General features: G+C 61.9%; 29 protein-coding genes. 7 read left to right on the top strand and 22 right to left on the bottom strand.

The features are described 5' to 3' along the window. From AC1Z3V_RS20375 to AC1Z3V_RS20350, 6 genes are all read right to left on the bottom strand, one after another. Positions 1 to 1,233, bottom strand: a complete 1,233-nt coding sequence (locus AC1Z3V_RS20375; protein ID WP_483501353.1) for a MotB family protein — start codon at positions 1,231 to 1,233, stop codon at positions 1 to 3. Next, positions 1,230 to 1,883, bottom strand: coding sequence for a hypothetical protein (locus tag AC1Z3V_RS20370; protein WP_483501352.1), 654 nt, complete (start codon positions 1,881 to 1,883; stop codon positions 1,230 to 1,232). Before AC1Z3V_RS20370 ends, AC1Z3V_RS20375 begins: the two co-directional genes overlap by 4 nt. 447 nt (positions 1,884 to 2,330) lie before the next feature. After that, on the bottom strand, positions 2,331 to 3,293 hold the full coding sequence (locus AC1Z3V_RS20365; protein WP_429812519.1) for a flagellin N-terminal helical domain-containing protein: 963 nt from the start codon (positions 3,291 to 3,293) through the stop codon (positions 2,331 to 2,333). A gap of 357 nt (positions 3,294 to 3,650) precedes the next feature. Continuing rightward, positions 3,651 to 4,595, bottom strand: a complete 945-nt coding sequence (locus AC1Z3V_RS20360; protein WP_483501351.1) for a flagellin N-terminal helical domain-containing protein — start codon at positions 4,593 to 4,595, stop codon at positions 3,651 to 3,653. Between the two features lie 273 nt (positions 4,596 to 4,868). Then, positions 4,869 to 5,813 (bottom strand): flagellin N-terminal helical domain-containing protein, encoded by a 945-nt coding sequence (locus AC1Z3V_RS20355; protein WP_429812525.1) that lies wholly within the window; start codon positions 5,811 to 5,813, stop codon positions 4,869 to 4,871. Between the two features lie 291 nt (positions 5,814 to 6,104). Beyond that, the gene (locus tag AC1Z3V_RS20350; protein ID WP_483501350.1) at positions 6,105 to 7,049 is read right to left on the bottom strand and encodes a flagellin N-terminal helical domain-containing protein; all 945 of its coding nucleotides are present in this window, start codon (positions 7,047 to 7,049) and stop codon (positions 6,105 to 6,107) included. A 405-nt stretch (positions 7,050 to 7,454) separates the two neighbouring features. Here AC1Z3V_RS20350 and AC1Z3V_RS20345 point away from each other — a divergent pair, with 405 nt between their 5' ends. Further along, positions 7,455 to 9,368 carry an O-linked N-acetylglucosamine transferase, SPINDLY family protein gene (locus AC1Z3V_RS20345; protein ID WP_483501349.1) on the top strand — a complete coding sequence of 638 codons (1,914 nt, stop codon included), beginning with the start codon at positions 7,455 to 7,457 and terminating at the stop codon, positions 9,366 to 9,368. 104 nt (positions 9,369 to 9,472) lie between these two features. On the opposite strand, the gene fliP is transcribed toward AC1Z3V_RS20345, so the two are convergent. The 14 genes from fliP to AC1Z3V_RS20275 form a co-directional block, all read right to left on the bottom strand. Continuing rightward, the gene (fliP, locus tag AC1Z3V_RS20340) at positions 9,473 to 10,210 is read right to left on the bottom strand and encodes a flagellar type III secretion system pore protein FliP (protein ID WP_429812534.1); all 738 of its coding nucleotides are present in this window, start codon (positions 10,208 to 10,210) and stop codon (positions 9,473 to 9,475) included. A gap of 8 nt (positions 10,211 to 10,218) precedes the next feature. Continuing rightward, positions 10,219 to 10,716, bottom strand: a complete 498-nt coding sequence (locus AC1Z3V_RS20335) for a flagellar basal body-associated FliL family protein (protein ID WP_483501347.1) — start codon at positions 10,714 to 10,716, stop codon at positions 10,219 to 10,221. A gap of 18 nt (positions 10,717 to 10,734) precedes the next feature. After that, positions 10,735 to 11,445 (bottom strand): flagellar basal body L-ring protein FlgH, encoded by a 711-nt coding sequence (gene flgH, locus AC1Z3V_RS20330; RefSeq protein WP_483501346.1) that lies wholly within the window; start codon positions 11,443 to 11,445, stop codon positions 10,735 to 10,737. Then, the gene (locus AC1Z3V_RS20325) at positions 11,442 to 11,969 is read right to left on the bottom strand and encodes a MotE family protein (protein WP_483501345.1); all 528 of its coding nucleotides are present in this window, start codon (positions 11,967 to 11,969) and stop codon (positions 11,442 to 11,444) included. Before AC1Z3V_RS20325 ends, flgH begins: the two co-directional genes overlap by 4 nt. 8 nt (positions 11,970 to 11,977) lie before the next feature. After that, positions 11,978 to 13,093 carry a flagellar basal body P-ring protein FlgI gene (locus AC1Z3V_RS20320; protein ID WP_483501344.1) on the bottom strand — a complete coding sequence of 372 codons (1,116 nt, stop codon included), beginning with the start codon at positions 13,091 to 13,093 and terminating at the stop codon, positions 11,978 to 11,980. Next, entirely contained in the window at positions 13,090 to 13,602 is a 513-nt protein-coding gene (gene flgA, locus AC1Z3V_RS20315) for a flagellar basal body P-ring formation chaperone FlgA (RefSeq protein WP_483501342.1), read from the bottom strand. Before flgA ends, AC1Z3V_RS20320 begins: the two co-directional genes overlap by 4 nt. A 17-nt stretch (positions 13,603 to 13,619) precedes the next feature. Beyond that, positions 13,620 to 14,408: a flagellar basal-body rod protein FlgG gene (gene flgG, locus AC1Z3V_RS20310; protein WP_429812546.1), complete on the bottom strand. Its 789-nt coding sequence runs from the start codon at positions 14,406 to 14,408 to the stop codon at positions 13,620 to 13,622. Between the two features lie 11 nt (positions 14,409 to 14,419). Then, complete coding sequence (fliE, locus tag AC1Z3V_RS20305; protein WP_483501341.1) at positions 14,420 to 14,761, bottom strand: flagellar hook-basal body complex protein FliE; 342 nt, start codon at positions 14,759 to 14,761, stop codon at positions 14,420 to 14,422. Next, positions 14,761 to 15,180 carry a flagellar basal body rod protein FlgC gene (gene flgC, locus AC1Z3V_RS20300; RefSeq protein WP_483501339.1) on the bottom strand — a complete coding sequence of 140 codons (420 nt, stop codon included), beginning with the start codon at positions 15,178 to 15,180 and terminating at the stop codon, positions 14,761 to 14,763. Before flgC ends, fliE begins: the two co-directional genes overlap by 1 nt. Positions 15,181 to 15,185: 5 nt before the next feature. Next, positions 15,186 to 15,566, bottom strand: coding sequence for a flagellar basal body rod protein FlgB (gene flgB / locus AC1Z3V_RS20295; RefSeq protein ID WP_429812898.1), 381 nt, complete (start codon positions 15,564 to 15,566; stop codon positions 15,186 to 15,188). Positions 15,567 to 15,725: 159 nt separating this feature from the next. Then, positions 15,726 to 16,283, bottom strand: a complete 558-nt coding sequence (locus AC1Z3V_RS20290) for a flagellar protein (RefSeq protein WP_483501338.1) — start codon at positions 16,281 to 16,283, stop codon at positions 15,726 to 15,728. Beyond that, positions 16,283 to 17,674, bottom strand: coding sequence for a flagellar protein export ATPase FliI (gene fliI / locus AC1Z3V_RS20285; RefSeq protein ID WP_483501337.1), 1,392 nt, complete (start codon positions 17,672 to 17,674; stop codon positions 16,283 to 16,285). Before fliI ends, AC1Z3V_RS20290 begins: the two co-directional genes overlap by 1 nt. 17 nt (positions 17,675 to 17,691) lie before the next feature. Then, positions 17,692 to 18,417: a flagellar basal-body rod protein FlgF gene (gene flgF, locus AC1Z3V_RS20280; protein ID WP_483501336.1), complete on the bottom strand. Its 726-nt coding sequence runs from the start codon at positions 18,415 to 18,417 to the stop codon at positions 17,692 to 17,694. Positions 18,418 to 18,419: 2 nt separating this feature from the next. Then, a complete protein-coding gene (locus tag AC1Z3V_RS20275; protein ID WP_472951859.1) occupies positions 18,420 to 19,199 on the bottom strand; it encodes a DUF1217 domain-containing protein in 780 nt (259 codons plus the stop codon). A gap of 183 nt (positions 19,200 to 19,382) precedes the next feature. On the opposite strand from AC1Z3V_RS20275, the gene motA reads away from it, so the two are divergent. From motA to AC1Z3V_RS20245, 6 genes are all read left to right on the top strand, one after another. Then, entirely contained in the window at positions 19,383 to 20,261 is an 879-nt protein-coding gene (gene motA, locus AC1Z3V_RS20270; protein ID WP_429812562.1) for a flagellar motor stator protein MotA, read from the top strand. Positions 20,262 to 20,265: 4 nt separating this feature from the next. Next, positions 20,266 to 21,201, top strand: coding sequence for a FliM/FliN family flagellar motor switch protein (locus tag AC1Z3V_RS20265; protein ID WP_429812565.1), 936 nt, complete (start codon positions 20,266 to 20,268; stop codon positions 21,199 to 21,201). Between the two features lie 60 nt (positions 21,202 to 21,261). Then, a complete protein-coding gene (gene fliN, locus AC1Z3V_RS20260) occupies positions 21,262 to 21,867 on the top strand; it encodes a flagellar motor switch protein FliN (protein WP_483501334.1) in 606 nt (201 codons plus the stop codon). A 29-nt stretch (positions 21,868 to 21,896) separates the two neighbouring features. Then, positions 21,897 to 22,928: a flagellar motor switch protein FliG gene (fliG, locus tag AC1Z3V_RS20255; RefSeq protein WP_429812571.1), complete on the top strand. Its 1,032-nt coding sequence runs from the start codon at positions 21,897 to 21,899 to the stop codon at positions 22,926 to 22,928. A gap of 259 nt (positions 22,929 to 23,187) precedes the next feature. After that, positions 23,188 to 24,264 carry a flagellar biosynthesis protein FlhB gene (gene flhB, locus AC1Z3V_RS20250; RefSeq protein WP_483501333.1) on the top strand — a complete coding sequence of 359 codons (1,077 nt, stop codon included), beginning with the start codon at positions 23,188 to 23,190 and terminating at the stop codon, positions 24,262 to 24,264. A 5-nt stretch (positions 24,265 to 24,269) separates the two neighbouring features. Further along, positions 24,270 to 24,710, top strand: coding sequence for a hypothetical protein (locus AC1Z3V_RS20245; RefSeq protein WP_173515587.1), 441 nt, complete (start codon positions 24,270 to 24,272; stop codon positions 24,708 to 24,710). A 90-nt stretch (positions 24,711 to 24,800) separates the two neighbouring features. Here AC1Z3V_RS20245 and visR read toward each other — a convergent pair whose 3' ends face one another. After that, complete coding sequence (gene visR, locus AC1Z3V_RS20240) at positions 24,801 to 25,541, bottom strand: transcriptional regulator VisR (RefSeq protein ID WP_247958116.1); 741 nt, start codon at positions 25,539 to 25,541, stop codon at positions 24,801 to 24,803. A 13-nt stretch (positions 25,542 to 25,554) separates the two neighbouring features. Then, positions 25,555 to 26,295, bottom strand: a complete 741-nt coding sequence (visN, locus tag AC1Z3V_RS20235) for a transcriptional regulator VisN (RefSeq protein WP_483501331.1) — start codon at positions 26,293 to 26,295, stop codon at positions 25,555 to 25,557. Positions 26,296 to 26,485 lie beyond the last annotated feature (190 nt).

Below are 26,485 nucleotides of genomic sequence, written 5' to 3'. Positions count from 1 at the left end.
TTAACCCGGAGCCGATTGCAGCAGGATCTCAATGCGCCGGTTGCCCGGGGCATAGGGGTCGCCAGGGATCTGCAGCCGCCTGTCGGCAAAGCCGCTGATCTGGCTGACGCGGTCTTCCTTCAGGCCGCCGCGAACGAGCATGTAATAGGCACTTTGGGCGCGCGCGGCGGAGAGCCGCCAGTTGTCGTAGGTACCGTCCTTGAACGGGCGACCGTCGGTGTGGCCGCGGATCGCGATGGCACCCGGGCGCTCGGCGAGCAGATGGCCGATCTTTTCCATCGCCAGCACCAGTTCCTTCTGCGGCACGGCCGAGCCGATGGCGAACATCTGCGCATCCGTGCGCTCGCTGATCGTAACCATGAGGCCGCCCTCGGCCGGGGTCACGACCAGGCCTTCCGCCAGTTGCCCGGCCTCGCCGGCAAGCTCCTTCTTGAGCTCGGCCTGGAGTTCTTCGGCCTGCTTGTCCGCGTTCGCTTCGGCCGTCTCGGTCTTCGGCTTGTCGCCGGCATCGCTCTCGGCCGTTTTGCCGGTGTCATCGGCCTTCGCCTGCTCAGCCTGCTTTTCGCTCTCGGTCTTGTCGACCGCCGGCGCGCCACCCGCCTGCATCGCCTTCGCAGCGGCGAGCTCGACGTCGCTCTTGGTCGTATTGCCCGCGTCCGACACCTCGACCTGCTTGGTCCAGAAGTCCGGATCGAACGGATCGCGATAGGCTTCGCCGCCATCGGCCCCGGTTGCCGGCCCGGATTGCGCCGCGCCACCCTCGCCCTTGACGCTGATATTGGCCTGCTGGCCGACCTCGCGGGCGATTTCAGAGAGCACCGAATAGGGGTTCTCGAAGAAGTCGGCGTCGGAATACTTGGTCTCTTCGCCCGAGGTCGCCGTCAACTGGTCACCGGTCTTGGCCGATCCGCCGGACTTTTCCTGCTCGCCATCGACCTTGGAGCGCTGCTGTGTCTCCTCGCCCTGCGCGTCCTTCGCCGGATCCTTCAGGCCGCGCTCGGCGGGCTTCTGGTCGGTCAACTGCACCGGATTGAAATAGGAGGCGATCGCCGCCTTCGTTTCCTCATTGGCCGCGTTGATCAGCCACATGACGAGGAAGAAGGCCATCATTGCCGTCATGAAATCTGCATAGGCAATCTTCCACGAGCCGCCGTGATGCCCGTCATGGCCGCCGTTGTGGCGCTTGACGATGATGATCTCATGCTTGCCGTTGTGATGGTTTTCGTCGCTCATGCGAGAACTTTCCGGACAGTATCGGCCCAGGCGGCCATGCGCGTCACCAGGATCGTGCCGTCCATTTCGACAGCGAGATCGATGTCGTCGGTTTCGACGTGACGGAACAATGGCATGTCGTCCCCGAGCTGGCGCTTCAGCGCCTCGAAGAGTGGGGTCGGGCCCTTGACGACGATGGTGCAACCTTCGCCGGCCACCAGGCCCTGCTTCATCATCTGCGCCATGTCGGCGACGGCACGCTGCAGGAGGGCATCCTCCATGACCGGCGCCAAAACCCGAGCGGTCTGATCTCCGAGCGCCGTGACCAGACCTTCGGCCATGTCGGCAAAACGTTCGGCGAGGCGACTGGCCGTTTCCGCTTCGAGGCGCTGGGTCAACGCCGCGAGTTCCGCCGCATGGGCCGCCTGTAGGTCGGCGATCTGGCGCTCGTGTTCGAAGACAAGTTCGGCCGTCGCCTCGGCGCGGCCTTCTGCGAAGGCCCGTCGGCGCTCCGCGTCAATGTCGATCTCTGGCATGGCTGGCCTCGCGCCGGGCCGATCGCCTTCGGCATAGTCGCTATCCAGGTCGGTGAAATACTTTGGAGGCATCAGCGACAGCTCGACCTTCGGCGCGCTGAAATCCTTGAGATAGCGGGAGAGCATCGCACTCATGACCGATCACTCGCGGCAGCACAGCGATGCGGCAATACCCGTCTGATCGCGAGGCGGCACCTACTGGAGCGGACTTCCATTGCTGCTGGCACTGCTGACATGTCTCCCTCGGGTCCGGCCGCGGATACGGAGAACCCAACATTCTTGACGTACATCGGCGCGTTCCGGACACGCGGTCCCCGGAGCGATTCGATGCAGGCGGCGGCGCAAGATTCATTTTGGCCGGCAGTCATCCGACAGGACTGCGAGAGAAGGTTATTCGGTCAAACTTGTGCGAAAATGAATGTGTTGGACCGCGCCAGGGCAATTAGCGCGGTCCAACCGTTTCCACCGGGTGCCGTGACCGACGACGTGGCAGAACTCAATTTATGCCGCCTCCCGTCCTGGAAAGCGGAAGCGTCTTGGCGGATCGCGTGGCCGCAGCCGGCCACTCTCCGCCGATACGCCTTACTGCTGGAACAGGCGCAGGATGTTCTCGGAATTCGTGTTGGCGATCGACAGCGCCTGGATGCCGAGCTGCTGCTGCGTCTGCAGGGCCTTTAACCGCGTCGATTCCTCGTTCATGTCCGCGTCGACCAGTCGACCGACGCCCTTGTCGATCGTATCCATGAGGTTGGCGATGAAGCTTTCCTGCATGTCGATGCGCTTGGTGATGGCGCCGAGCGTGGAGCCTGCATCCGTCAACTGGCCGAGGACGTGGTCGACGACGCGGATCATGTCGTCCATCTCGGCATCGGTTGTCGACGACGTCAGCTTGATTTCATCCGACGTTGCCGTGGTCGAACCAATCAGATGGAAGATTCTTGCGCCCGTTGCTCCGGCCGGGGAGGTCAGCAGGGCAGCATCATAGCTTCTGGTCAGGAGGCCACGGCTGGCATTGGCCGTGTCGATCAGCATGGATTGTGCGGTGTCGAAGTCGAGGGTCGTGACGGACACATTGCCGTTCGCATCGCGGTTGAACGACGCAACAATCGACTTGGTACCGACGGAGGCGGCATTCGCGTTGTAGAGCCAGTTCTCGCTTGAGAAGGATGCGGACTGAGCGGCAGCCATCAGCTGGTTCTTGAGCTCGGTGATTTCCTTGTCGATCTTCAGCTTGTCAACGCCCGGCTCGCGCGCGGCAACGAGCTTGCGCTTGATCTCGCTGACGACGTCGATCGACGAATTCATCGCCGCGTAAGCCGTATCGATCTTGGCTGCACCGAGGCCGAGTGCGTCTTCGACGGTCGACAGCGCGGCATTGTCGGACCGCATGGTGGTGGCGATCGACCAGTAGGCGGCATTGTCCGCGGCGGTCTGCACGCGGTAGCCGGAGGAAATCCGGTCCTGGACCTCGGCCATGTCAGTGTTGATGGAGCGCAAGGTCTGAAGCGCCGCCATGGCGGCGGTATTGGTCATGATGCTGGTCATTGGTCACCTGCCCGGAATGAATTTCTGAAGACATTCCGGAGTGCAGAACCGGCAGCGATGGGACTGGCATCATGCGAATCGCCCCTGTTTTGCCCTGGAGGCGACCCTTCGCTCTTAACCAATGTGTAACGATCGCATGGTTAACAAATGGTTAACGCCGTTAGTGACTCAGTAACGAAGGTGAACAAAAATAAGGAAATATGGATGAAGCGTTAAGGCGGATCGCACCATCCGCAAGCGCCTATGGAAGGCGGGAACGCGAACGAAAAAAGCCGCACAGCCCCGATGGGTGTGCGGCCTTTTTGCGCTGTGTGCGAGGAGACGGGCGAAAGTCGCCCGACTTTCCCGGGTGTTCGCTTAGCGGAACAGCGACAGGATGTTCTGCGAGTTGGTGTTGGCGATCGTGAGCGCCTGGATGCCGAGCTGCTGCTGCGTCTGCAGGGCCTTCAGGCGGGTCGACTCTTCGTTCATGTCGGCGTCGACGAGGCGGCCAACGCCCTTTTCGATCGAGTCCGAGAGGTCGCGAACGAAGTTCTGCTGCAGTTCGACGCGGCTGTTGAGCGCACCGAGGTCGGCGGCAGCGTCGGTCATCTGCAAGAGCGTTGCATCGACACCCGAGATGGCTTCGGCCAGAGCGCCGGTCGTCATGTTGGTGATGTCCATGGTCAGGACGCTGTAGGCGGCCGTGACGGTCGCGCCGTTCGATGCCAGCTTGTATTCCATGTTGCTGGACAGCAGGCCCGTGCCGGTCGTGACGTAGGCGTTGGAGGCGTTGACTTCGATCAGCGAGCTCTTGTTCGTGTCGAACTGGAGCGTCGTCAGGCTGACATTGCCCTGGGCGTCGCGGTTGAACGAGCCGACGATCGACTTGACAGCAGCCGTGTTGTTGGCGTCGTTGTAGACCCAGTTTTCGCCGGAGAACGAAGCCGACTTGGCAATGCTCACGAGCTGGTTCTGCAGCTCCTTGATTTCCTTCTGGATCTTGCTCTTGTCGACGCCCGGCTCGCTGGCGGCAACCAGCTTCTTCTTGATTTCGTCGACGACGTCCTTGGAGTTTTCCATGGCCGTGTAGGCAACGTCGGTCTTGGCAGCGCCGAGGCCGAGGGCATCTTCAACGGTCGAGAGAGCCTTGTTGTCCGAACGCATGGTGGTTGCGATCGACCAGTAAGCGGCGTTGTCGGCAGCGCTACCGACGCGCAGGCCCGACGAAATGCGGTCCTGGGTGGTTTCCATCTGCGAGTTGATCGAACGCAGAGTCTGAAGCGCGCCCATTGCGGCGGTGTTCGTCATGATGCTGGTCATTGGCTGAGTGCCCCTTGTTGGCTGATTTGAAATGGAAAGGGACATTCCGGGATTACCGGGAAGCGGTGGTCAGCCTCATGCCTGTTAACGTTCATTAACCCGCCGCTTCGTTGGCCACAGAAAACACCATCGTGGTTAACAAAAACTGAAGCGGAGCCGATATTTCGATAGGAGCTGCTGAATTCGAGCAAAAAGAAACCGCGCCTCTTACGAAGCGCGGTTTCGATTTTCTGCGGTCGGGCGCGGGCCGGAACCCGCGTCGCCTGGGCCGGATTAACGGAACAACGACAGGATGTTCTGCGAGTTCGAGTTGGCGATCGTGAGCGCCTGGATGCCGAGCTGCTGCTGCGTCTGCAGAGCCTTCAGGCGGGTCGACTCTTCGTTCATGTCGGCGTCGACGAGCTTGCCGATGCCCTTCTCGATCGAGTCCGAGAGGTCCTGAACGAAGTTCTTCTGCAGTTCGACACGGCTATTGAGCGCACCGAGGTCGGCGGCAGCGTCGGTCATCTGCAAGAGCGTTGCATCGACACCCGAGATGGCTTCGGCCAGAGCGCCGGTCGTCATGTTGGTGATGTCCATGGTCAGGACGCTGTAGGCGGCCGTGACAGTCGCGCCGTTCGATGCCAGCTTGTATTCCATGTTGCTGGACAGCAAGCCCGTGCCGGTCGTGACGTAGGCGTTGGAGGCGTTGACTTCGATCAGCGAGCTCTTGTTCGTATCGAACTGGAGCGTCGTCAGGCTGACATTGCCCTGGGCGTCGCGGTTGAACGAGCCGACGATCGACTTGACAGCAGCCGTGTTATTGGCGTCGTTGTAGACCCAGTTTTCGCCGGAGAACGAAGCCGACTTGGCAATGCTCACGAGCTGGTTCTGCAGCTCCTTGATTTCCTTCTGGATCTTGCTCTTGTCGACGCCCGGCTCGCTCGCGGCGACCAGCTTCTTCTTGATTTCGTCGACGACGTCCTTGGAGTTTTCCATGGCCGTGTAGGCAACGTCGGTCTTGGCGGCACCGAGGCCGAGGGCGTCCTGGACCGTGCCGAGAGCCTTGTTGTCCGAACGCATGGTGGTTGCGATCGACCAGTAAGCGGCGTTGTCGGCAGCGCTGCCGACGCGCAGGCCCGACGAAATACGGTCCTGGGTGGTTTCCATCTGCGAGTTGATCGAACGCAGAGTGGAGAGAGCCGCCATTGCGGCGGTGTTCGTCATGATGCTGGTCATTGGCTGAGTGCCCCTTGTTGGCAATACTCGTGAAAAAGGGACATTCCGGGAGCTACCGGGAAGCAGCGGTCAGCTTCATGCCTGTTAACCGGTTAATGTTGTTGGTTAACCCGCTCCTTCGATGGACACAGCAAACACCATCGTGGTTAACGCCGACCTAAGACCCAGCGATTATTTTCACAACGCTCCAGCATCCGGTAGAGGATGACAAAAAACCGCGCCTCTTGCGAAGCGCGGTTTCGATTTTCTGCGATCGGGCGCGGGCCGGAACCCGCGCCGCCTGGCGTTCGATTAACGGAACAGCGACAGGATGTTCTGCGAGTTCGAGTTGGCGATCGAAAGCGCCTGGATGCCGAGCTGCTGCTGCGTCTGCAGAGCCTTCAGACGGGTCGACTCTTCGTTCATGTCGGCGTCGACGAGCTTGCCGATGCCCTTCTCGATCGAGTCCGAGAGGTCCTGAACGAAGTTCTTCTGCAGTTCGACACGGCTGTTGAGCGCACCGAGGTCGGAAGCGGCATCGGTCATCTGCAGCAGCGTTGCGTCAACGCCCGAGATGGCCTCGGCCAGAGCGCCGGTCGTCATGTTGGTGATGTCCATGGTCAGGACGCTGTAAGACGCGGTGGCGGTCGCGCCGTTGGTTGCCAGCTTGTATTCCATGTTGCTGGACAGCAGACCCGTGCCGGTCGTGACGTAGGAGCCGGAAGCGTTGACTTCGATCAGCGAGCTCTTGTTCGTGTCGAACTGGAGCTGCGTCAGGCTGACGTTGCCCTGGTTGTCGCGGTTGAACGAGCCGACGATCGACTTGGTCGCAGCCGTGTTGTTGGCGTCGTTGTAGACCCAGTTTTCGCCAGAGAACGAAGCCGACTTGGCAATGCTCACGAGCTGGTTCTGCAGCTCCTTGATTTCCTTCTGGATCTTGCCCTTGTCGACGCCCGGCTCGCTGGCGGCAACCAGCTTCTTCTTGATCTCGTCGACAACGTCCTTGGAGTTTTCCATGGCCGTGTAGGCAACGTCGGTCTTGGCAGCGCCGAGGCCGAGGGCGTCCTGAACGGTCGAGAGAGCCTTGTTGTCCGAACGCATGGTGGTTGCGATCGACCAGTAAGCGGCGTTATCCGCAGCGCTACCGACGCGCAGGCCCGACGAAATACGGTCCTGGGTGGTTTCCATCTGCGAGTTGATCGAACGCAGGGTAGCAAGAGCGCCCATTGCGGCGGAATTGGTCATGATGCTCGTCATTAGAGTGTCCCTTTATTACTTAAGACGATTGGGGGACATACCGGACTGTTTACACTACCGGTGATGGCGGATCGGCTTCATGCCTCTCGGTTCCAACGACTGTCTCGGAAGAAACCAAACCCGTCATGTGAGGCCGAATATCGAGCCCAATGCTTGCGAATTCCTTAAATGCCCGAGCCGTGTCGACGAGAGATAGTTTATACTTAACAAGGCTTTAAGTCGGCTTCCCGAGCTGAGGTCAGGACCTGTTCGATGGCTCTCCTCGAGACAGAAACGACGGCTTTACATGGGCCGGCGGCCTCATGCCTGAGGCAAGGTTTCGCCTCTACGATGCCCGCAAGACCTGCTTTGCGACATCGGGGTGTCTCGCCCCGAGCCGGCCATGCACATTCGACGGAGCTCTTAGTGAACGCCCAAGCCATCTTCTCGACCGCTTCCCGGCAATATCAGAAAGGCCAGTACACGGACGCGCTCGACCAGCTCAACATCCTGATGAACATCAATCGGGATACGAAGACCTATGTGCTGCTTGCCAAGGTGCTCCTGAAACTCGGCTTCAAGCCCGAGGCGGCGCGCGCCTACCAGCTCGCCGGAGAGGCCGGCGGTTCGCGGTCGCAGGACTATCTGACCGAGGCGATGAAGCTCTATTTCGTCAACGGACACGAGGACGAAGCGCTGGCCATCGGCCTTCCGCTGCTGGAGAAAGCCAAGACCGATCCGGAGATCGCATTCATCATCGCTTCGATCTTCCTCAAGCGCGACCAGAAGGAGATACTCGGCCTGTTCAAGGCGCCGCTGTCGACCAGCAGCAACCGTCATCATCAGGCGCTGGCCTTCAAGCTCCTGACCGCCGACGTCGGCGACCTGCAGGACCGCGAGGCAGTCGCCAATCTGTTCAAGGCGCATCCCAAGAATACGACGCTGCGTTCCGCCTATCTCGTCTATGCCCGCGAGGCCAATGACTACGCGGAAATCGAGAAGCATGATCGCGATATCCAGCGGTCGCTCAAGCTTGGCCAGTTCGATATCCTCGCTGCGGAAGCGCCCTACTATCACGTCACCTGGTGCGGCGACGAAAAGCTCAATTACATCGCCGGAGCCATGCAGCGCGCCCTCCCGGAGGAACTGGCGAAGGCGCGGCGGAGCCAGCCGCACAGCTGGGGCGAGCGCATCCGCATCGGCTATGTCTCATCCGACTTCTGGCACGACCACGCGACCATGAAGCTCCTCGCGGCCGTGCTGATGGCACATGATCGCTCGCGTTTCGATATCACTCTCTTCTGTCACACATCGCCCGACAACGTCGCGCGCGACAACGGGTCCCGCGAAAAGTGGGGCAAGATCGTTTCCATCAACGAGCTTGGCGACGACCAGGCGGCGGAGGTCATCCGCGCCGAGAATATCGACATTCTCGTCGACCTGAAGGGGCACACGCTCGAAAGCCGGGTGAACATCTTCAACCGGCAAGCGGCTCCCGTCCAGGTGAGTTGGCTCGGCTTTCCCGGGACAACGGTCAACGTCGACCTCGATTATATCATCGGCGATCCGCACGTGCTGCCGGACGGCAGCGAACCGCACTACTACGAGAAATACTGCAGGCTTCCTGACACCTACCAGCCGAACGATCCGATCAATCGCCCGCTTCCGCAGCCGATGTCGCGTCGCCAGCTCGGCCTTCCCGAAGACGCCTTCGTCTTCGCCTCGTTCAACGCCAACCGCAAGATCTCGTTGCAGACGATCAACCTTTGGATCGAGATCCTTCGGCAGACCCCGGACAGCGTGCTGTGGCTGATGTGCAGCCGCCCGGACGCGCGCGCGAACATCATCGCAAAGTTCAAGAGCGCCGGCATCGACCCCAAGCGCATCATCGTCTGCCCCAAAGTCGTCTATCAGGACCACATCAGCCGCATCCCTGTCGCTGACATCGGCCTCGACACCTATCCCTACAATGGCCACACGACGACCTCAGAGCAGCTCTGGGCCGGCCTTCCGGTCTTGACCTTCAAGGGTACAAACTTCGCCTCGCGCGTGAGCGAGAGCCTGCTCAACGCCATCGGCGTGCCGGAACTCGTCGCCGCGGGACCGGAAGACTATGTTCGCGAGGCAGTCGCGCTCTACAACGACCGCGGCAAGATCGCCGACTACCGCAAGACACTCGAGGAAAACCGGTTCCGCATGCCGCTGTTCGATGCCGAACGCTTCTGCCGCCACCTGGAACAGGGCTACGAAATGATGGCTGACCGGGCAAGGAAAGGTCTGGCGCCCGATCATATCGACGTTCCGGCCCTGCCGGCGCGGACTGGCCCCTTCGAGCGCTAAGCAGTCCGCCACGCAATCTGGACGAGGAAAGGCAGTGCCAAGGCGCTGCCTTTTTGTTTGCGCCTTTTCGAAGCGCGCCAAACGTTCGATGAGGGGTGCCTTACCTAGCTGAAGGAGCGCACCAGGCTGCCGACGAGCAGGTTCCATCCATCGATCAGCACGAAGAACAGGATTTTGAAAGGCAACGAAATCGCCGTTGGCGGCAGCATCATCATGCCCATGGCCATGGTGATGGTGGCAACGATCAGGTCGATCACCAGGAACGGCAGCATGATCAGGAAGCCGATCTCGAAGCCGCGACGGATTTCCGAGATCATGAAGGCCGGCACGACCGCCCTGAGGTCGACCTTGTCGTCGACGACGACCGTCTGGCCCTTTTCCTTGGCGATATCGATGAAGAGTTGCAGGTCCTTGTCGCGGGTGTTGGCCAGCATGAACTCGCGGAAGGGCTCGGTGATCCGAGGGATCGCCTCGGTCTCGGTGATCTGGTTCTTCATCAGCGGGTCGATGCCGTCGCGCCATGCGCGATCGAAGGTCGGCCCCATGACATAGAAGGTCATGAACAGTGCCAGCGAAACCATGATCATGTTGGACGGCGTGCTCGCGAGACCCATGCCGGTGCGCAGGATAGCGAAGGCGATCACGAAGCGCGGAAAGCTGGTGACCATGATCAGGATCCCCGGTGCCACCGACAGAACGGTCAGAAGACCGAAGGTGCGGATGATCCACGAGGCGGCCGATCCGTCGATCGGCGTATTCAGGATGCCAGAGGGAAAACTCTGGGCGCCGGCAATACCGGACATCGCCGTCATGGCGACTATGAAGGCGACAAGCCGGACCATTTATCGAATCATTGGATGACGAAGGTTCTGAACATCACATTGGTTACGCGCCCATCGGAGCGCAGGTCAACCCGCTCCTGGATGTCATCCCTGAGATATTGAAAGCCGCGCGGTCCCTGGATCTGCTGCAGGGAAACCGTCTTCAGATAGGCGGCGATATCCTGGTGGATCTGCTCCGCCATCTTGGGATCAGGCGCGCCATCGAACTGCAGCGCCACCTCGAGCCGTACCCAGTTTTCCGAGGGATAAGCAAGGTTGGTGGTGATCGGCTCGAGCTGGACGACGCCGTTCGCTTCGGTCGCAACCTTCGGCAGCCCCTCTTCGCCGGTGGCATTGGCGGCCGGTTCCCTGGTCGCCTCGACCTCTGCCTTCGGCGGAGGCGGAGCGAGCAGGCCGCCCACCAGCCAACCGCCGCCGCCGGCGACGAGCGTCAGCACGGCAACGATTGCGGTCGTGATGATCTTCGACGGCGACTTCGAAGCATTGGCGGGATCGAGTTCTTCCATCTTGCCGTTCCCTGCCGATCAGATCGGCGAAAATAGATCCATGAACTGCTGACCGTAGGGCGGCTGCTGCACCTCGGTCAGGCGGCCGCGGCCGCCATAGGAAATGCGCGCCTCGGCGATGCGGTCGTAGGAGATCACGTTGTCGGCGTCGACATCGCGCGGCCGGACGATGCCGGCGACGTTGAGGATGCGCAGTTCATGGTTGACGCGCACTTCCTGCGAACCGCTGATCAACAGGTTACCGTTTTCGAGCACTCCGGTCACGACAGCCGCAACGAGCAGCCTCAACTTTTCCGAGCGCTCGGTCTTGCCGTCGCCCTCGGTCTTGGTGTTCGAGCCATATTTCAGCTCGCCGGACCAGTCGAAGTCGCTCGACTGCGACTTGCCGTTGGCGCCGATGTTGAAGCCGCTGGCGTTCTTGCGGCTGCGATCCGTCTTGTTATCGAAGGTCGCGCCTTCGTTGATCTTGATGTCGACCGTCAGAATATCGCCGACATTGATCGCGCGCGCGTCCTTGAACAGGGCCGCCTGCTGATCGTTCCACAGCGAGTAGCCGTTCACCACCTGGCGCGGCTGCTTCGGATACATCGCGAGCTGCGGCGTCTGGGAATATTGCAGACCGCTGCCGATCGGGCTCATCGAAGGCGCCCGTCCGATCTCGTTGAACGCCTGGTTCTGACACCCGGCAAGGAGACCCGCCGTCAGCACGGCCGTTAGACGCATATTCATGATGGTTCCTTCGAGGTGTTCGGATCGCTGGCGCTCGAGATGATGTTGGTAAGGGTCGCCGCCTTTTCGTCCGTCATTTCGCTGAGGATCAGCGACGACTGTCGTGCCGGCAGTTGCATGACGATCGCCGCGGCAATCTCCGGATTGACCATTTCCAGCTTGCCGGCAGCCGCATCCGGCTTCATCGTCTTGTAGATGTCGACAAGGCCGAGCTGGGCCTGTTTCAGGAAATCATTGCGGCGTTTCAGCCAGTCCTCGTATTCGTCGCGCCGCTTCTCCAGCGTCGCGATGCGTTCGTCGATGCTTGCCTGCAAGGTCTCGAGGTCCTTGCGCTGCAGCACGTAGCGCTGGTCGCGGGCAGCATCGGCAATGTTGGTGCAGAACTGCTGAATCTCGTTCTGCGTCGCGTCGGTTGCGGGAGGCGCGGTGACGTCCTGGGCGAAGGCGCCGGGCATCGTCAGCATCGAGGCCGCGGCCGCGCCGGCAAGCAACAGGTTGCGGACCTTGCCGAGAGTTGGGTTCATGTTTGCCGTCATTGCAGCACTAGCTCCGCCTGAAGGGCCCCGGCCGTTTTGATGCTTTGCAGGATGGCGATGATGCCGTCCGGTTTGACACCGATGTTGTTGAGACCGGCGACGAGGGAGCGAAGGCTCGATCCGTTGAGGATCGCCACCGTGCCGCCGTCGGACTGCGCGTTGATCGTGGTGTTCGGCTCCACCTCCGTCCGTCCGCGCGAGAATGGCAGCGGCTGAACCACGGTCGGCGTCTCGCTGACCTCGACGGTCAGGGTGCCGTAGCTCACCGCCACTTCGTTGATGCGAACGTCCTGGCCGATCACGATCGTGCCGGTGCGTTCGTTGATGACGACCCGGGCCGGGACGTCCGTCTCGATCACGATGTTTTCGATATCGGCCATCAGCCGGGCGAGGTCGGCCATCTTCGGCTTTTCGACGAGCACGGCCTGGGAATCGCGCGCCTCGGCAATGCGGCCGCCATATTGCTGGGCGGCATATTTGTTGATCGCCGCCGCCATGCCGACAGCCGTCGAGAAGTCCGGGTTGCGCAATTGCAGAACGAGGTTGAAGCCATCCTTGAATTTGGACGGCAGCTCGCGCTCGATGATCGCGCCGTTGGGCACGCGGCCGGCCGTCGTCACGCCCTGGTTGAGGGTTGCAGCATCACCCTGCGCGGCGAAGCCCGTTACGACGACGGAGCCCTGGGCGACCGCGTAGATCTGGCCGTCCGCGCCGGATAGCGAGGTCATCACCAGGGTGCCGCCGCGAAGCGAGGTGGAATCGCCGAGCGAGCCGACGGTCACGTCGACGCGGCTGCCGGGACTGGCGAAGGGCGGCAGCGTCGCCGTCACCAGCACCGCAGCAACGTTGCGCGTGCGGGAATCGCCGCCCTGGGTGGAGATGCCGAGATTCTGCAGCATCGCGCGGATCGACTGGTCGGTGAACGGCGAGGAACGCAGGCTGTCGCCGGTTCCCTGGAGGCCGACGACGAGGCCGTAGCCGATGAGCTGGTTGTCTCGCCCCGCCTGGAGCGAGGCGACGTCCTTGATCCTGGACGCGCCGAAAGCCGGCGTCAGCGCCGCGGAGATCGCGACGGCCAGCGTCAGGAACCATTTGCAGGCAAGCATTTTCATTTCGCCACCACATGGACAGTGCCGTCGGCCATCACCGTTCCGGAAACGATGACACCGGTATCGATGTTGCGCGCCCGGATCAGTTCGCCGACGGCGGCATCCTGGAGCGGCGATCCGGCAGCGCTGATGGTCAGGCCGCCATTGCTGAAGACGAGGCGCACGGTGGAACCGCGCGCGACGGCATATTGCTCACGCAGCGCGTTTGCGAGGATCACCCGGCCCGGCAGGAGCGTGCGCTTGGTAACCTTGCCCTCGATTTCGCTGAGGGTCCTGACGTAGCCGTCCGCGAGATCGGGGTTGGTCACGTCGACAATTTCGACGCGGCTGCGGTCGAGCGTTTCGCCCGGATAGATGGTCCGCGTCGGGATCACTGCAGTCAGCCGTTCTGCGAGGCTCGCCGAAGGCAACAGGAAAGCGGCGGCAAGCAAGGCGCCAGCCGCCAGACGAAGCGCCGCGGATGCGCTGTCGCCTTTCGATACCTTGATGTCTGCGGATCGGCGAAACATCATGTTTGCCCCTCTTTTCGTTACCGGAGGTTCTTGCTCACCGTGGCCGCCATTTCATCGGCCGCCTGAATGATCTTGGAGTTCATCTCGTAGGCGCGCTGTGCCGAGATCAGGTCGGTAATTTCCTTGACCGGATCGACGTTGGACGCTTCGAGATATTTCTGCTTGATCTGGGCGAAGCCCGGGTCCGCCGGGGTGCCGACGATCGCGTCGCCGGAAGCCGGGGTCTGCTTGAAGAGGTTGTCGCCCTGCGGCTCGAGGCCGGCCTCGTTGACGAAGTTGGCGATCGTCAGCTGACCGATTTCCTGCATTGCGGGATCGTTGCCGATACGCACCATCACCTGACCGGAGCTGGTGAAGGCGATTTCCGTCGCGTCCTGCGGAACCGTGATGCCGGGAACCACCGTGTAGCCGTCGATGGTCACGAGCTGGCCCTGGGCATTCTTGTTGAACGCGCCCGAGCGCGTATAGACCGTCTCGCCATCCGGCGTCTCGACCTGGAACCAGCCGCGACCCATCAGTGCCAGGTCATAGTCGTTGCCCGTGTTGACCAGGCTGCCCTGGATATGCAGGTTGCGCACGGCCGCCGTCTGGACGCCGAGACCGATGATCGCGCCTTCCGGAACGATTGCCTGGTTGGAGCGGTTCGGCACGCCCTGGGCGCGCTCGGTCTGATAAAGCAGATCGGAGAATTCGGCGCGCGCACGCTTGTAACCGGTCGTGTTGATGTTCGCGATGTTGTTCGCGATCACTTCGAGGTTCAGCTGCTGGGCGTTCATGCCGGTGGCGGCAATGGAAAGGGCCTTCATGTCTCGTTCCTTCAGATCTGCATACGCGCGATTTCGAGGTAGGCGGTGACCACCTTGTCGCGGATGGCGATTGCGGTCTGGAGCGACTGCTCGGCATTCATGACAGCATCGACAACTTCACGGGTGTTTGCCTGACCGCGAATGCCCTCGAGCGATGCGCCCTCGGCCTTTTTCATCGCGTTGATGGTATCGGTCGCCATATCCCCGAGGACCGAGGCGAAGCTTTGCCCCTGCGGCACGCCCGGCGTGGCCGCCGGCATGCTGAAGATCGACGAAGAGGAAGATGTGGAACGGGTGCCGTCGGTCTCCTTGGTGACCGAGAACGCGCCGAGGGATTTGATTGCGTCGATCATTATTGCGAGGCTCTCAACAGGTCGATTGTCTGTGAAATCAGATCACGGGACTGCTTGATGGTCTGGAGGTTGGCCTCATAGGCGCGGTTGGCTTCGCGCATGTCGGCCATCTCGACCAGGATGTTCACGTTCGGCATCTTGACCATGCCCTTGTCGTTGGCGGCCGGATTGCCCGGATCGAACTCGATGTTGAAATCCGAATCGTCCGTGCCCTGCCGTTCGATCTCGACCAGCGAGGCGCCGCTTGCGCGATCCACCTCGGCTGCGAAGCTGATGGTCTTGCGACGGTAGGGGTCCGAACCCGGCGTGTCGCCGGTCGAGCGGGCGTTGGCGATGTTCTCGGAGACGATGCGCAGACGGGTCAATTCCGCCTGGAGACCGGAGGCCGATACCTTGAGGGCTGAGGTCAATGGATCCATGGTTCTTATTTCCGTACCGTCATCAGCATCATGCGGTGAAACGCCTTCACAAGCCCGGCGCTGAGCTCGTAGTCGCGCTTGATCTCGCCGGTCTTCATCATTTCCTGCTCGATCGCGACGCTGTTGCCGGATTGCTGGATCTGCACGCCGTCGACCATGCCGACTTCCGCCACCTGCGAGGCTTCGAGGCCTTCGGTGAAATGCGCCTTGTGGGTCGCGGCCATCTGCATGCCGGTATCCTGCAGCACGCTTTCGAACGGCTTGACGTCCTTCGCCTTGTAGTGCGGCGTGTTCGCATTGGCGATGTTGCCCGCCACCACGTTCTGGCGAACGGTCAGCCACTGGGCCTGCCGGGACGCGAGTTCGAAAAGCTGAATTTGCATCAGAAGCTCCATGCTTGGTGATGCGAACCTAGGCCGGTAATCTTGCGTGGGACTTTCGTCGGAAGCGGCGGCGACCGGGATGCTTGCATCCCCCGGGCGAACGGCAGCAAGCCGCGCATCCGAGGAGATACGCGACCAGCATTCTGACGATGTGCTGCTAAATCAGTCGGCCTGGTAGACTTCGCCTGACGAGGTGATCATGACCCAATGGCCGTCGCGCTGCTCGAGCGTGGCAAGCCGGGTGTTGTCAGGCAGGGCCGAGCCGATGCGCACGATGTACATGCCGCTCGCGTCCTCGATCAGTGCCCGGCCATTGGCGACATGCATCAGCTTGAAACCCGACTTGCCGGGAAAGGGCTGGGACAGCCCCTCTTCCGCTGCGGTCCCCTCGGGACCCGGACCGGCACCGATGCCCGGCACCGTCGCCGTCGTCAGCTGGTCGATCGCGGCAAGCGTCTCGCCGTCGGCATCGGGCATCGCCAGCGGCGAGACCGAGACGACGTTGCGGGCGGCGCGCTCCGGCAGATCGCGGGTGGAACCCTGCCAGAGCGGCGGCATGGTGAACTTGTCCTGGTGGAAGAAGGCATACCAGGGAAAGAAGGTCGCAAAAGCGGCAAGCGCGACGCCGGTCGCGGCCAGGAACTTGTCGGTTATCGGCATGCGGCTGCTTCGCTTGCGCTGATGCACCTTTTCGTCCGCATCGTAATCAGTCACCGCCATTACCTCGCTCTCGCGCCCGGTTGATTGCCCATCGCCGCCGCCTTCAATGCATTGGCGAGATCGGCAAAAGCGTCCTGCGCCGGGCGCTCACCGGCGGTCTGCGTCAGCACGTCATAGATGACCGGCACCTGCTTGATCGCCATGTCGAGGTCGGGATCGCCACCGGGGCGGTAACCGCCGATGAGGCGAAGATCGCGGGTTTCCTCGAAGCGGTGGATCAGCGCCTTCAGACGCGCCACCAGCTTTTCCTGGTCCGGCGTCCAGGCCTTGCGCGCCAGACGCGAGATGGAAGCAAGCGGATTGATCGGCGGATAACGCCCCTCTTCCGCAAGGCTGCGCTCGAGCACAATGTGTCCGTCGAGAATGCCGCGCGTCGAGTCGGCGACCGGGTCGTTGTGGTTGTCGCCGTCGACGAGGATGGAGACGATCGCCGTAATCGTGCCCGTGCCTTCGGTGCCGGGTCCGGCACGCTCCAGCAGGCGCGGCAGTTCCGTGAAGACGGAGGCCGGATAGCCGCGGGCGATCGGAGGTTCGCCGGAAGCCGTCGCCACTTCGCGGATCGCATGGGCGAAACGCGTGACGCTGTCGACGATCAGCAGCACGTTGTCTCCATTGTCGCGGTAATGCTCGGCGATGGTGACGGCCGTCAGCGGCGCCATCTTACGCAGCATCGGGCTTTCGTCGCTGGTTGCCACCACCGCGACCGACTTTGCGAGATTGTCGCCGAGCGTGTCCTCGATGAATTCGCGCACTTCGCGGCCGCGCTCGCCGACCAGTGCGATCACCGCCTTGTCAAAGGCGTCTGCGCGCGCCAGCATGGAGAGCAGCGTCGACTTGCCGACGCCGGAACCGGCGAAGATGCCGAGACGCTGGCCGAGGCAGAGGGGGGAGAAGATGTCGATCGCCCGAACGCCGGTGAGAAAGCCCTTCTCGACCCGCTTGCGGCTCATCGACGGCGGCGCCGTGTTCGCGATCGAGCGGCGCACGTCGCCTTGCAACAACGGCCCGAGACCGTCGATCGGCTCGCCGAGCGCATTGATGGTGCGGCCGCACCATTGATCGGTCGGCGCGACGCGGAAGGCCCCCTTGCGGATCACGGTGTCGTGGATACCGATGGGATCGCCCGGCTCGATCGGGCAGACGACCACCCGCTCGGGCTCGACCCGCACCACTTCGCCGAGATGGGTGCCGGTGACGCTCTTGTGGGCGACGAAATCACCGAGCCGCACATGCCGCGACAGGCCGGTCACCGTGTAGTGACCGGGCGAGATCGTCTGCACGTGACCGCCGGGAGCGATCGAGAACTCGGGCTTTGCATAGCGCTCGACGAGGCCGGCAAGTGCTGCCAGTGAGGTCGATCCCGCGCTTGTCTTCAGGCCTTCGCGTTGCATGCCGATACCCGTCAGAATTAGCGACTGCCGCCGAGCGTCTTGACCGCTTCCTCGAGCGATCCTTCGCTGTCACGCAACAGGGCGGTGATGTTGTCGAAGGCGCGCGTGACCATGATCAGCTGCGACATTTCCTGGACGGCATTGACGTTGGACTCCTCGACGAAGCCCTGCATCACGCCGACATCGAAGCGATCGACCACCGGCTCCGGCTGCATCGCCGGCTGAACGGCGCTGTTGTCGAGACGCACGAAGCCTTTGCTGAAATCGGCCTGGTAGAGGCCGAGCGAGGCGACAGCGACGCCGTTCTGGTGGAGTGCGCCATCGGCACCGACCGTGATTTGCCCGCTATTGCCGTCGAGCTGGATCGGCGCGCCGCCGGCATCGAGCACCGGATAGCCGCGGATCGTCACGAGTTCTCCGGTGTCGGTCAGCGTGAAGCGCCCGTCGCGCGTGAGCGCCGGGCCGGCAGGCGTCTCGATCTGAAACCAGGCGTCGCCCTTGACGGCAAAGTCGAGCGCCGAGCCGGTCCGCGTCAGCGAGCCATTGCTGGTGTTCAGGAACTCCTCGCCCTTGCTGACATAGGCAACCTTGGTCGGCTTCGTGTCGCCGAGCATCTGGTTGAACTTCACTTCGGTGCCGCGGAAGCCGACGGTGCTGGCATTCGCGATGTTGTCGGCGAGCGTGTTGAGGCGCTTTTCGAGCGCCATCTGCGACGAAATCGCGACGTAAAGACCAGTCTGCACGTTCAGCGTCCCCCGAGTTTCAGGCTGTTGATGGACAGGAGAAGATCGGAAGAGATGCCGTAGCCGCTCGAAGAACCGAAGACTGCGAGCGGATCATAACCGTCCGTTGAATTTTTGGTTTCCCAGAGCGCCGTGAACCGGTCGAGAAACTCGGTCACCTTGCTCGGGTTCTGGAAATCCTTGAAATCGATCGCCTCTTCATAGGCCTCGGCCTGACGATCGACATCGGTCGCGGCGAATTCGTCGGGCAATTGCAGGGCGGTGCGCACCACCTGGGCCAGAGCCTCGTCGGCGATGATGGCATAACCACTGCTGATCGTCGGCGCCATGCGCGCAAAATAGAGGGCAAGCCGTACGCCGGCATTCTCCTCGCCGGCATTCTGCTCCAGCGTCTGGCGGGCATATTTGTCGGCGACGCCCTTCTGCGCCCGGTCGAAGGATGTGGCGGCCGCACCCTGGGCGGCAAAGTTCAGCGACTCGACGAGCTGCTTGTAGCGGTTGTCGGTCAGCTTGTTGGCGAAGGCGTCGTCATTGTCGATGCCTTCGGTCAGCACCTTGCGCATGAAAGCCTTGGCATAGGCCATGTCTTCGAGACCGTGGGCCTTCATGGCGTAGTTGTAGAGCCTGGTATCGGCAAAGAAATCGTCGATCGTTTTCACGTCACCGATCTTCGACAGGTAGTATTCCGTCTCGCGCGCCACATCCGGCTGCTCGGCAACGCGGGCCAGCGACTTCGTCAAGTCGGCCGTTATCAGCTTGTAGCTCGTATAGGTCGTGGTCACGATCGGTTCGCCCCTGCCGGAATGACTGAGACAGAGCATGCACCCTGCCTTGGCAATTCCTGACCGGATAGCCTTGCGCGAACCTGTTCCAGCGAAGGGTTCCGCCGCCCGTACCGGCCAGCCTCACGCAAGGATGAAACCGTATCCCGTTAGCGGAAAATAAGATCGCGACAGGTATCGAAAATGAACATCATCATCGGGCTTCTTGTGACGTTCGGCTGTATTCTCGGCGGCTATCTGGCCATGGGCGGCCACATGGAGGTCCTCAACCAGCCCTTCGAACTGCTGATTATCGGCGGAGCCGGCGTCGGCGGCTTCATCATGGCCAATTCGATGAAGGTGGTGAAGGATACCGGCAAGGCGCTCGGCGAAGCCTTTCGCCACAGGGTGCCGAAGGAGCGCGAATATCTCGACACGCTCGGCGTTCTCTATTCGCTGATGCGGGACCTGCGCACCAAGTCGCGCAACGAGATCGAAAGCCACATCGACAACCCGGAAGAATCCTCGATCTTCCAGTCGGCGCCGACGGTTCTGAAGAACAAGGAACTGACGGCCTTCATCTGCGACTATGTGCGCCTGATCATCATCGGCAACGCCCGTTCGCACGAGATCGAAGCGCTAATGGACGAGGAAATCCAGACCATCACCCACGACAAGATGAAGTGCTACCACGCGCTGACGACGATGGGCGATGCCTTCCCGGCCATCGGTATCGTCGCGGCGGTTCTCGGCGTCATCAAGGCGATGGGCGCGATCAGCGAGGCGCCGGAAGTTCTCGGCGCCAAGATCGCTGCCGCACTCGTCGGCACGCTGCTCGGCGTGTTCCTGTCCTATTCGATCGTCGCGCCGCTGGTCGCCAACATCAAATCGGTGCGTGAGAAGCAGAACCGGCTCTATGTCATCGTCAAGCAGACGCTGCTTGCCTACATGAACGGCTCGGTTCCGCAGGTCGCTCTCGAATACGGCCGCAAGACCATCTCGGCCTATGAGCGTCCGTCGATCGACGCGGTCGAGCAGGAAATGATGAACCCCGGCGGTGGCAGCGAAAGCAAGGCGGCCTGATCCCATGAGTTCCAACGTTCACGCATTCGACCGGAAACTCCTGGCGCGCATGACCGGCGCGCTCGGCGACGACCGGGTGATCGGCCGGCTGGCGCTCGAACTCGGCCAGGTCTTCGGCGAATTCCTGCCCGACATCTGCCGGGCGGAAACGGGCCTCGACATCACGATCGGCTATGCCGGCTTCCGGACGGGGCTCCGGCAGGAGTTGATCGCCGGCCTCGGCACCGGCGTGGTGATCAGTGACGTCTCCTTGCGCAACTGGTGCGCGGATTTCCAGATCGGCTGCGACAGCCCGATCATCATCACCCTCGTCGAGGCGCTGCTCGGCGCAGAGCCGGCCGGGATCGAGGAGCCGCAGCCGCGTGCGCTTTCTCAGATCGAGATCGACGTCGCCGTGCCGCTTTTCGAAAAGATCGCCGACGTGCTGCGCACCGCCGTCAATGCGCCGGGTGGTTTCGAACCGATCGTCGAACGCCCGCTCAACAGCGCTTCGCGTCCCAAGCCCGATCCGATGATCGAGGACATCCATGCGGGCGCCATCGACATGACGATCGGCTTCGGCCCGGTCATGTCAACCTTCTCCGTCATCGTCCCGCAGAGCGTGCTGCTGAAGACCACCATCGTCTTCCCGAAGGGTAGCGGCCAGCAACGCAGGGCGAAGGCCGAATGGACCGAGCAGCTCGAGGAACAGGTGCGCCGCTCCGCCGTCACGATCGAGGCGCGGATCCGGCTCGAAAGCCTGACGCTCGAAACGATCAGCCGGCTGCAGGCGGGTGACGTCATTCCCTTCCACGACGCCCAGGACGTTCGCGTCGACGTCAACGCCAACGGCCGTGACCTCTATGTCTGCGAATTCGGACGGTCGGGATCGAAATACACGGTCAGGGTCAAGGATACCCACGGCTCGGAACAGGACATCCTTCGCCACATCATGAGTTAAATCGGCCTGCCGCGCGCTCGCAGCATGCCTGAGGCAAGCTTCAACTGGAATAGTTCTCACATGGCACCCAAGAAAGCACCCATCAACGAGGCAGACGTCGCGGTCGGAGACATGGAACTCGACCAGGCGATCAATGACCTGCGCGGTGTCCTCAAGCAGGATTCGGATGCGCCGGCAGCCTTCGGCTCGGATTTCGGTAGCGAACCCGCTGGCGTAGCGACGGACTTCGGTAGCGAATTCGGCGCACCGGCCGGCGGCCTCGACGCCTTCGGCGGCGACTTCGGCTCCAGCGATTTCGGCGCCGATCTCGGCGGCGGTTCCGTATCGGGCGACTTCGGCGGCACGGATTTCGGCGCGACGTCCTTTGATGGCGCCGAAGCCGCGATCGATGCGCCGCCCGGCAGCGGCATGACGGCCAATCTCGACCTGATCATGGATATCCCGATCGATGTTCAGATCGTGCTCGGCACGAGCCGCATGCAGGTTTCCGGCCTCATGGGTTTGAGCGAAGGTGCGACGATCGCGCTGGATCGCCGGATTGGCGAGCCAGTCGAGATCATGGTCAACGGCCGGGTGATCGGCCGCGGTGAAATTACCGTTCTCGAAGGCGACGACACGCGCTTCGGCGTCAAGCTCATCGAGATCAAGGGCAGCAAGAAGTCATAGAGCCCGATGACCGGGCGAAGGATGAATCCATGATGGATTTCGAAAGTTTCGAGGCACAGGCGCTATCAAGGCCGCTGAGCCAGACGGACAAGGCAGCGGCCGTCCTGCTTGCCATGGGCAAGGGCGTCGCAAGCAAGCTCTTGAAGTTCTTCACCCAGAACGAGTTGCAGTCGATCATCGCCGCGGCGCAGTCGCTGCGCGCCATTCCGCCGCATGAACTCGAAGCGCTCGTCAACGAGTTCGAAGACCTCTTCACCGAGGGCGCCGGGCTGATGGACAATGCCAAGGCGATCGAAAGCATCCTCGAAGAAGGCCTGACCCCGGACGAGGTCGACGGCCTGCTCGGCCGCCGCGCCACGTTCCAGTCCTACGAGGCCAGCATCTGGGACCGCCTGCAGGAATGCGATCCGGTCGCCGTATCGGTACAGCTTGCCAAGGAGCATCCGCAGACGATCGCCTACGTTCTGTCGATGATGCCGTCGGGCTTCGGCGCCAAGGTGCTGCTGCAGCTTTCCGAAGAACAGCGCCCGGACATCCTGAAGCGCGCCGTCAACATGAAGGACGTCAACCCGAAGGCCGCCGCGATCATCGAGAAGCGCGTCATGGAAATGATCGGCGAAATGGAAGCGGAACGCAATTCGGCCGGCCCGGCCAAGATCGCCGAGGTGATGAACGAACTCGACAAGCCGCAGGTGGACACCCTGCTCGCATCGCTCGAATCGCTCAGCACCGCTTCCGCCAACAAGGTGCGCCCGAAGATCTTCCTGTTCGACGACGTGCTCTACATGCCCCAGCGCAGCCGCGTACAGCTCTTCAACGACGTGTCGACCGACATCATCACGATGGCGCTGCGCGGTTCGACAGCCGAACTGCGCGAATCGGTACTCGCCTCGATCGGCGCACGCCAGCGCCGCATGATCGAATCCGATCTCGCCATGGGCGATGCCGGCATCAACCCGCGCGACATCGCGATCGCACGGCGTTCGATCACCCAGGAAGCCATTCGCCTCGCAGCCAGCGGCCAGCTCGAGCTCAAGGAAAAGGACGCGCAAGCAGCCTGATCGCACAGCGCGCAGACGGCCCGACGCCCCTTCGCCACTGTATTTCCTGTTGAGCCCCGGCCTATGCCGGGGCTCAACGCTTGTCTGCCCTGCCTTTCGGGTTCACTACTGCACGACTCCCGAGATCGGAATCGATTGAGGGCATAATTATGCGGCAGCTCAACGTGTTGCAGCGAGCGTCTTGCGTCCGAACAGGCGCGCGGCGCTGATGGAAAACGCGAACGACGCTGCGCTGGTGTAACCGGAGCCTTCCTGCTTCATGTCTGATGATCAGGATAAAGACAGCAAAACAGAGGCCCCGTCCGAGAAGAAGATCTCCGACGCCGCCGAGAAGGGCAATGTGCCTTTCTCTCGCGAGGCGACAATGTTCGCCTCGACGCTGGCGATCTACATCTTCTTCGTCTTTTTCCTCGCCGACGGCGTCAGCACCATGGCGGAGGCCCTCAAGGACATCTTCGAGCAGCCCGAAGCCTGGCGGCTGGAAAATTCGACCGACGTGGTGGCGCTCATCACCCATCTCGCATGGAAATCGACCGCGCTGCTCGTCCCCGCCTTCGTGCTGCTCATCATCTTCGGCGTCGGTTCCTCGATCTTCCAGAACCTGCCGCGGCCGGTCCTGGACCGCATCCAGCCGAAGCTCAATCGCATTTCACCGATGGCCGGGTTCAAGCGCATCTTCGGCGTGCAGGGACTGGTCGAGTTCGGCAAGTCGCTGTTCAAGATCATCATCGTCTCCATCGTCGTCGTGCTGGTGCTGTGGAACGACTACTTCGCGACGCTGGACCTGATGTTCTCCGATCCGGTCACGATATTTTCGACGATGACGAGCGATCTCAACGAGATCATGATCGTCATCCTGTTTGCGACCGCAGTCCTGGCGATCGCCGACCTCTTCTGGTCGCGCCATCATTGGTACACCGAACTGATGATGACCAAGCAGGAAGTGAAGGAGGAAATGAAGCAGGCCCAGGGCGATCCGATCGTCAAATCGCGCCTGCGCTCGATGCAGCGTGACCGGGCGCGCAAGCGGATGATCTCGTCCGTACCGCGGGCGACGCTGGTCATCGCCAACCCGACCCACTACGCCGTCGCCTTGCGCTATGTCCGCGAGGAAAACGACGCGCCGGTCGTCGTGGCGATGGGCCAGGATCTGGTTGCCCTGAAAATCCGTGAAATTGCAGAGAAAAATGGCGTTCCCGTCTTCGAGGACCCGCCACTTGCGCGCTCCATGTTTGCACAAGTCTCGGTCGATAGTGTGATTCCACCCGTGTTTTACAAGGCTGTTGCCGAACTCATTCACAGGGTGCATGCGTCGCAACCAAAACGGATGACATAACTCCGATGAAAAAGTGCGAATTCTCCGAGAAACGGGAACAGATCGTCGCCGAAGCAATCCGCCCCGTGGCGACCGAACTGCGGCTCATCGACGCCGCCGATTTCATCGCACTCTTGCGCTTTGAATCCTACGCAAGCCTCGCCGATCTCGTCGAATCGGCGGCAGAACTTTACTTTCTGCCCGGCACGGTCAACTTCGGCCTCGGCGGCAACTACAATCTGGATTGGGATTGCGAGCCGGAGATCGTCCTCGACCTGGAGCTCAAGCCCCGCGGCGTCACCATCTATGCGCGCCTGTCGCTCGGCAACGAGACGGCCGGTATCGAAATCAGCCATATCAGCTTCCAGAACCCGTCGGCCGACCCGGACGAGAACACGGCCTTCCTGGCCCGAAGCCTGGCGGACGCAAAATTCATCAAGTCCTACGAATTGCCGCTCGCAAGCTGAGAGAACGCACCAGAGCCCCCTCAGTTTGCCGAGGGCGCCAGCCTTCAATGCTCTTGTGGGAGGCGCGGCGCCCGATCCCGCCGGGCGCTCTTAGCTGATGTAGCCAAGGCGAATGGCCTTGGCGATCGCCTGGATGCGGTTGACCGAGTCGAGCTTGGTGGTCGCCGCCCCCAGATAGGCGTTAACCGTATGAACGGAGAGGCCCATGCGCTCGGCGATCTCTTCGCTGATATGGCCGTCACCTGCCATCTGCAGACAGGCGATCTCGCGGTCGCTCAGGGTCTCGGCCGGCGCCATACGCTTTTCGTCGGCGGCCAGCAGGTCGGTCATGATCATGCAACTGCGACCGTGGAGATCCACCACCTGCTCCGTGGAGGCGTCAACGTAGCTGCCAGCAAAAATCACGTAGCCATTGCCCTGGGCGCCGAGCCTCACGGGAAAGGCGATGCCCGAATAGGCGAGCTTGCGTGCTTTCAAGCGGTACGCAAAGGGCGCGAGTTCCGAGACCTCGGCCGCCTGGTGTTCCCCTGCCCCGTTCCAGAGCACCGGCAGCAGCGACTGATCGAGATGGGTAACCAGCTCCTCGCCATAGGCGGTGATGAGATCATGCGCGTTCGCTTCGGCCGAAATGCCCCAGTTGTCGAGGACGCAGGTCAGCTTTCGGGCCGTGCCCTTGCCGTTGAGGCGCAGCACGGCGAAGTGCTTGGCATTGATCTGCCTCTGCATGGCTTGAAGACGCGTGACCAGGGTTGCGGCGCGAGCGGCGCGGTTGCCCTGTCTGGCGAGCTTGTGGTCGTCGTCAATCCGCCCACCACCGAGAAAATGCGTCATTCGCGCCCGTTCCTTACACAAGATTGTTGCGTACCGCGTAGGCGATCGCCTCCGATCGCGTCCTGGTCGCGGTTTTGCGCATGACGCTGGTGATGTAGTTGTTGATGGTGTTGCGCGAAATTCCGAGGATCACCGCGATCTCTTCGCTGGTCTTGCCCTCGGCGATCCAGAAGAGGCATTCGAGCTCGCGTTCGGTCAACTCGAAGTCCCGGTCGTGCCGGACCTCGGCGCGCGTCGTGAAGCTTGCGAGGTAGCCTGCAAGCAGCGTGACATCGCGCAGGCTCTCCTGCGACAGGATCACGTCTTCCGGCACGAGCAGCATCAGCGAGAAGCGCAGGCGTCCGACATTGAAGGTGATCGCGCAGTATTCGCGGCTGATGCCGCGCGGCAGCTCGATATCATCGGGCAATGCGTAGAAGCACGGCTGCAGCACCGCCAGACATTTCTCTAGCTCGGTCGTCTTGGCGTGGAGCGACGTGACGACGCCGGAGAGTCGTCGAACGACATCGAAGGGCCAATCGGAGCAGACCACGAAATCGAGCCCGTTGTCCTGCGAGATGTCGTAACGCGCCAGAAGATAGTGGCTCGCACCGACATATTCCGTCAACGCCGAGAGACCGCTGCCGAGACCGCCCCGCCCGGCGACTTCCCCCAGCCTTCGCAAAAGCTGCTCGCGCGAGAACCCGCCGCCGCGCGCACGTGTCGGTGCCGTCGGCAAAGGCCAGACAGCGATGTCTGCTTGCGAAATGTCCATGAATTCAGCCCCCGTACCGGATTCACATCCCGGAACTGCACTTGCACTGTCGCCGCCAACAGCCGGCCGAAGCCGATTATTACCACCAGTCGCAGATCAGGACGCGAATCAACTGTTAAAAATGTACATGGACGCGAGAAAAATACCACCGCCCTGGACTGGCTATCTACTTCACATCCGGCGCTCGGGC

The organism is Ensifer sp. 38_S197 (assembly GCF_056924495.1).
The sequence above is the reverse complement of the archived record's forward strand: the minus strand, read 5'-3'. Positions and strand labels throughout refer to the sequence as shown.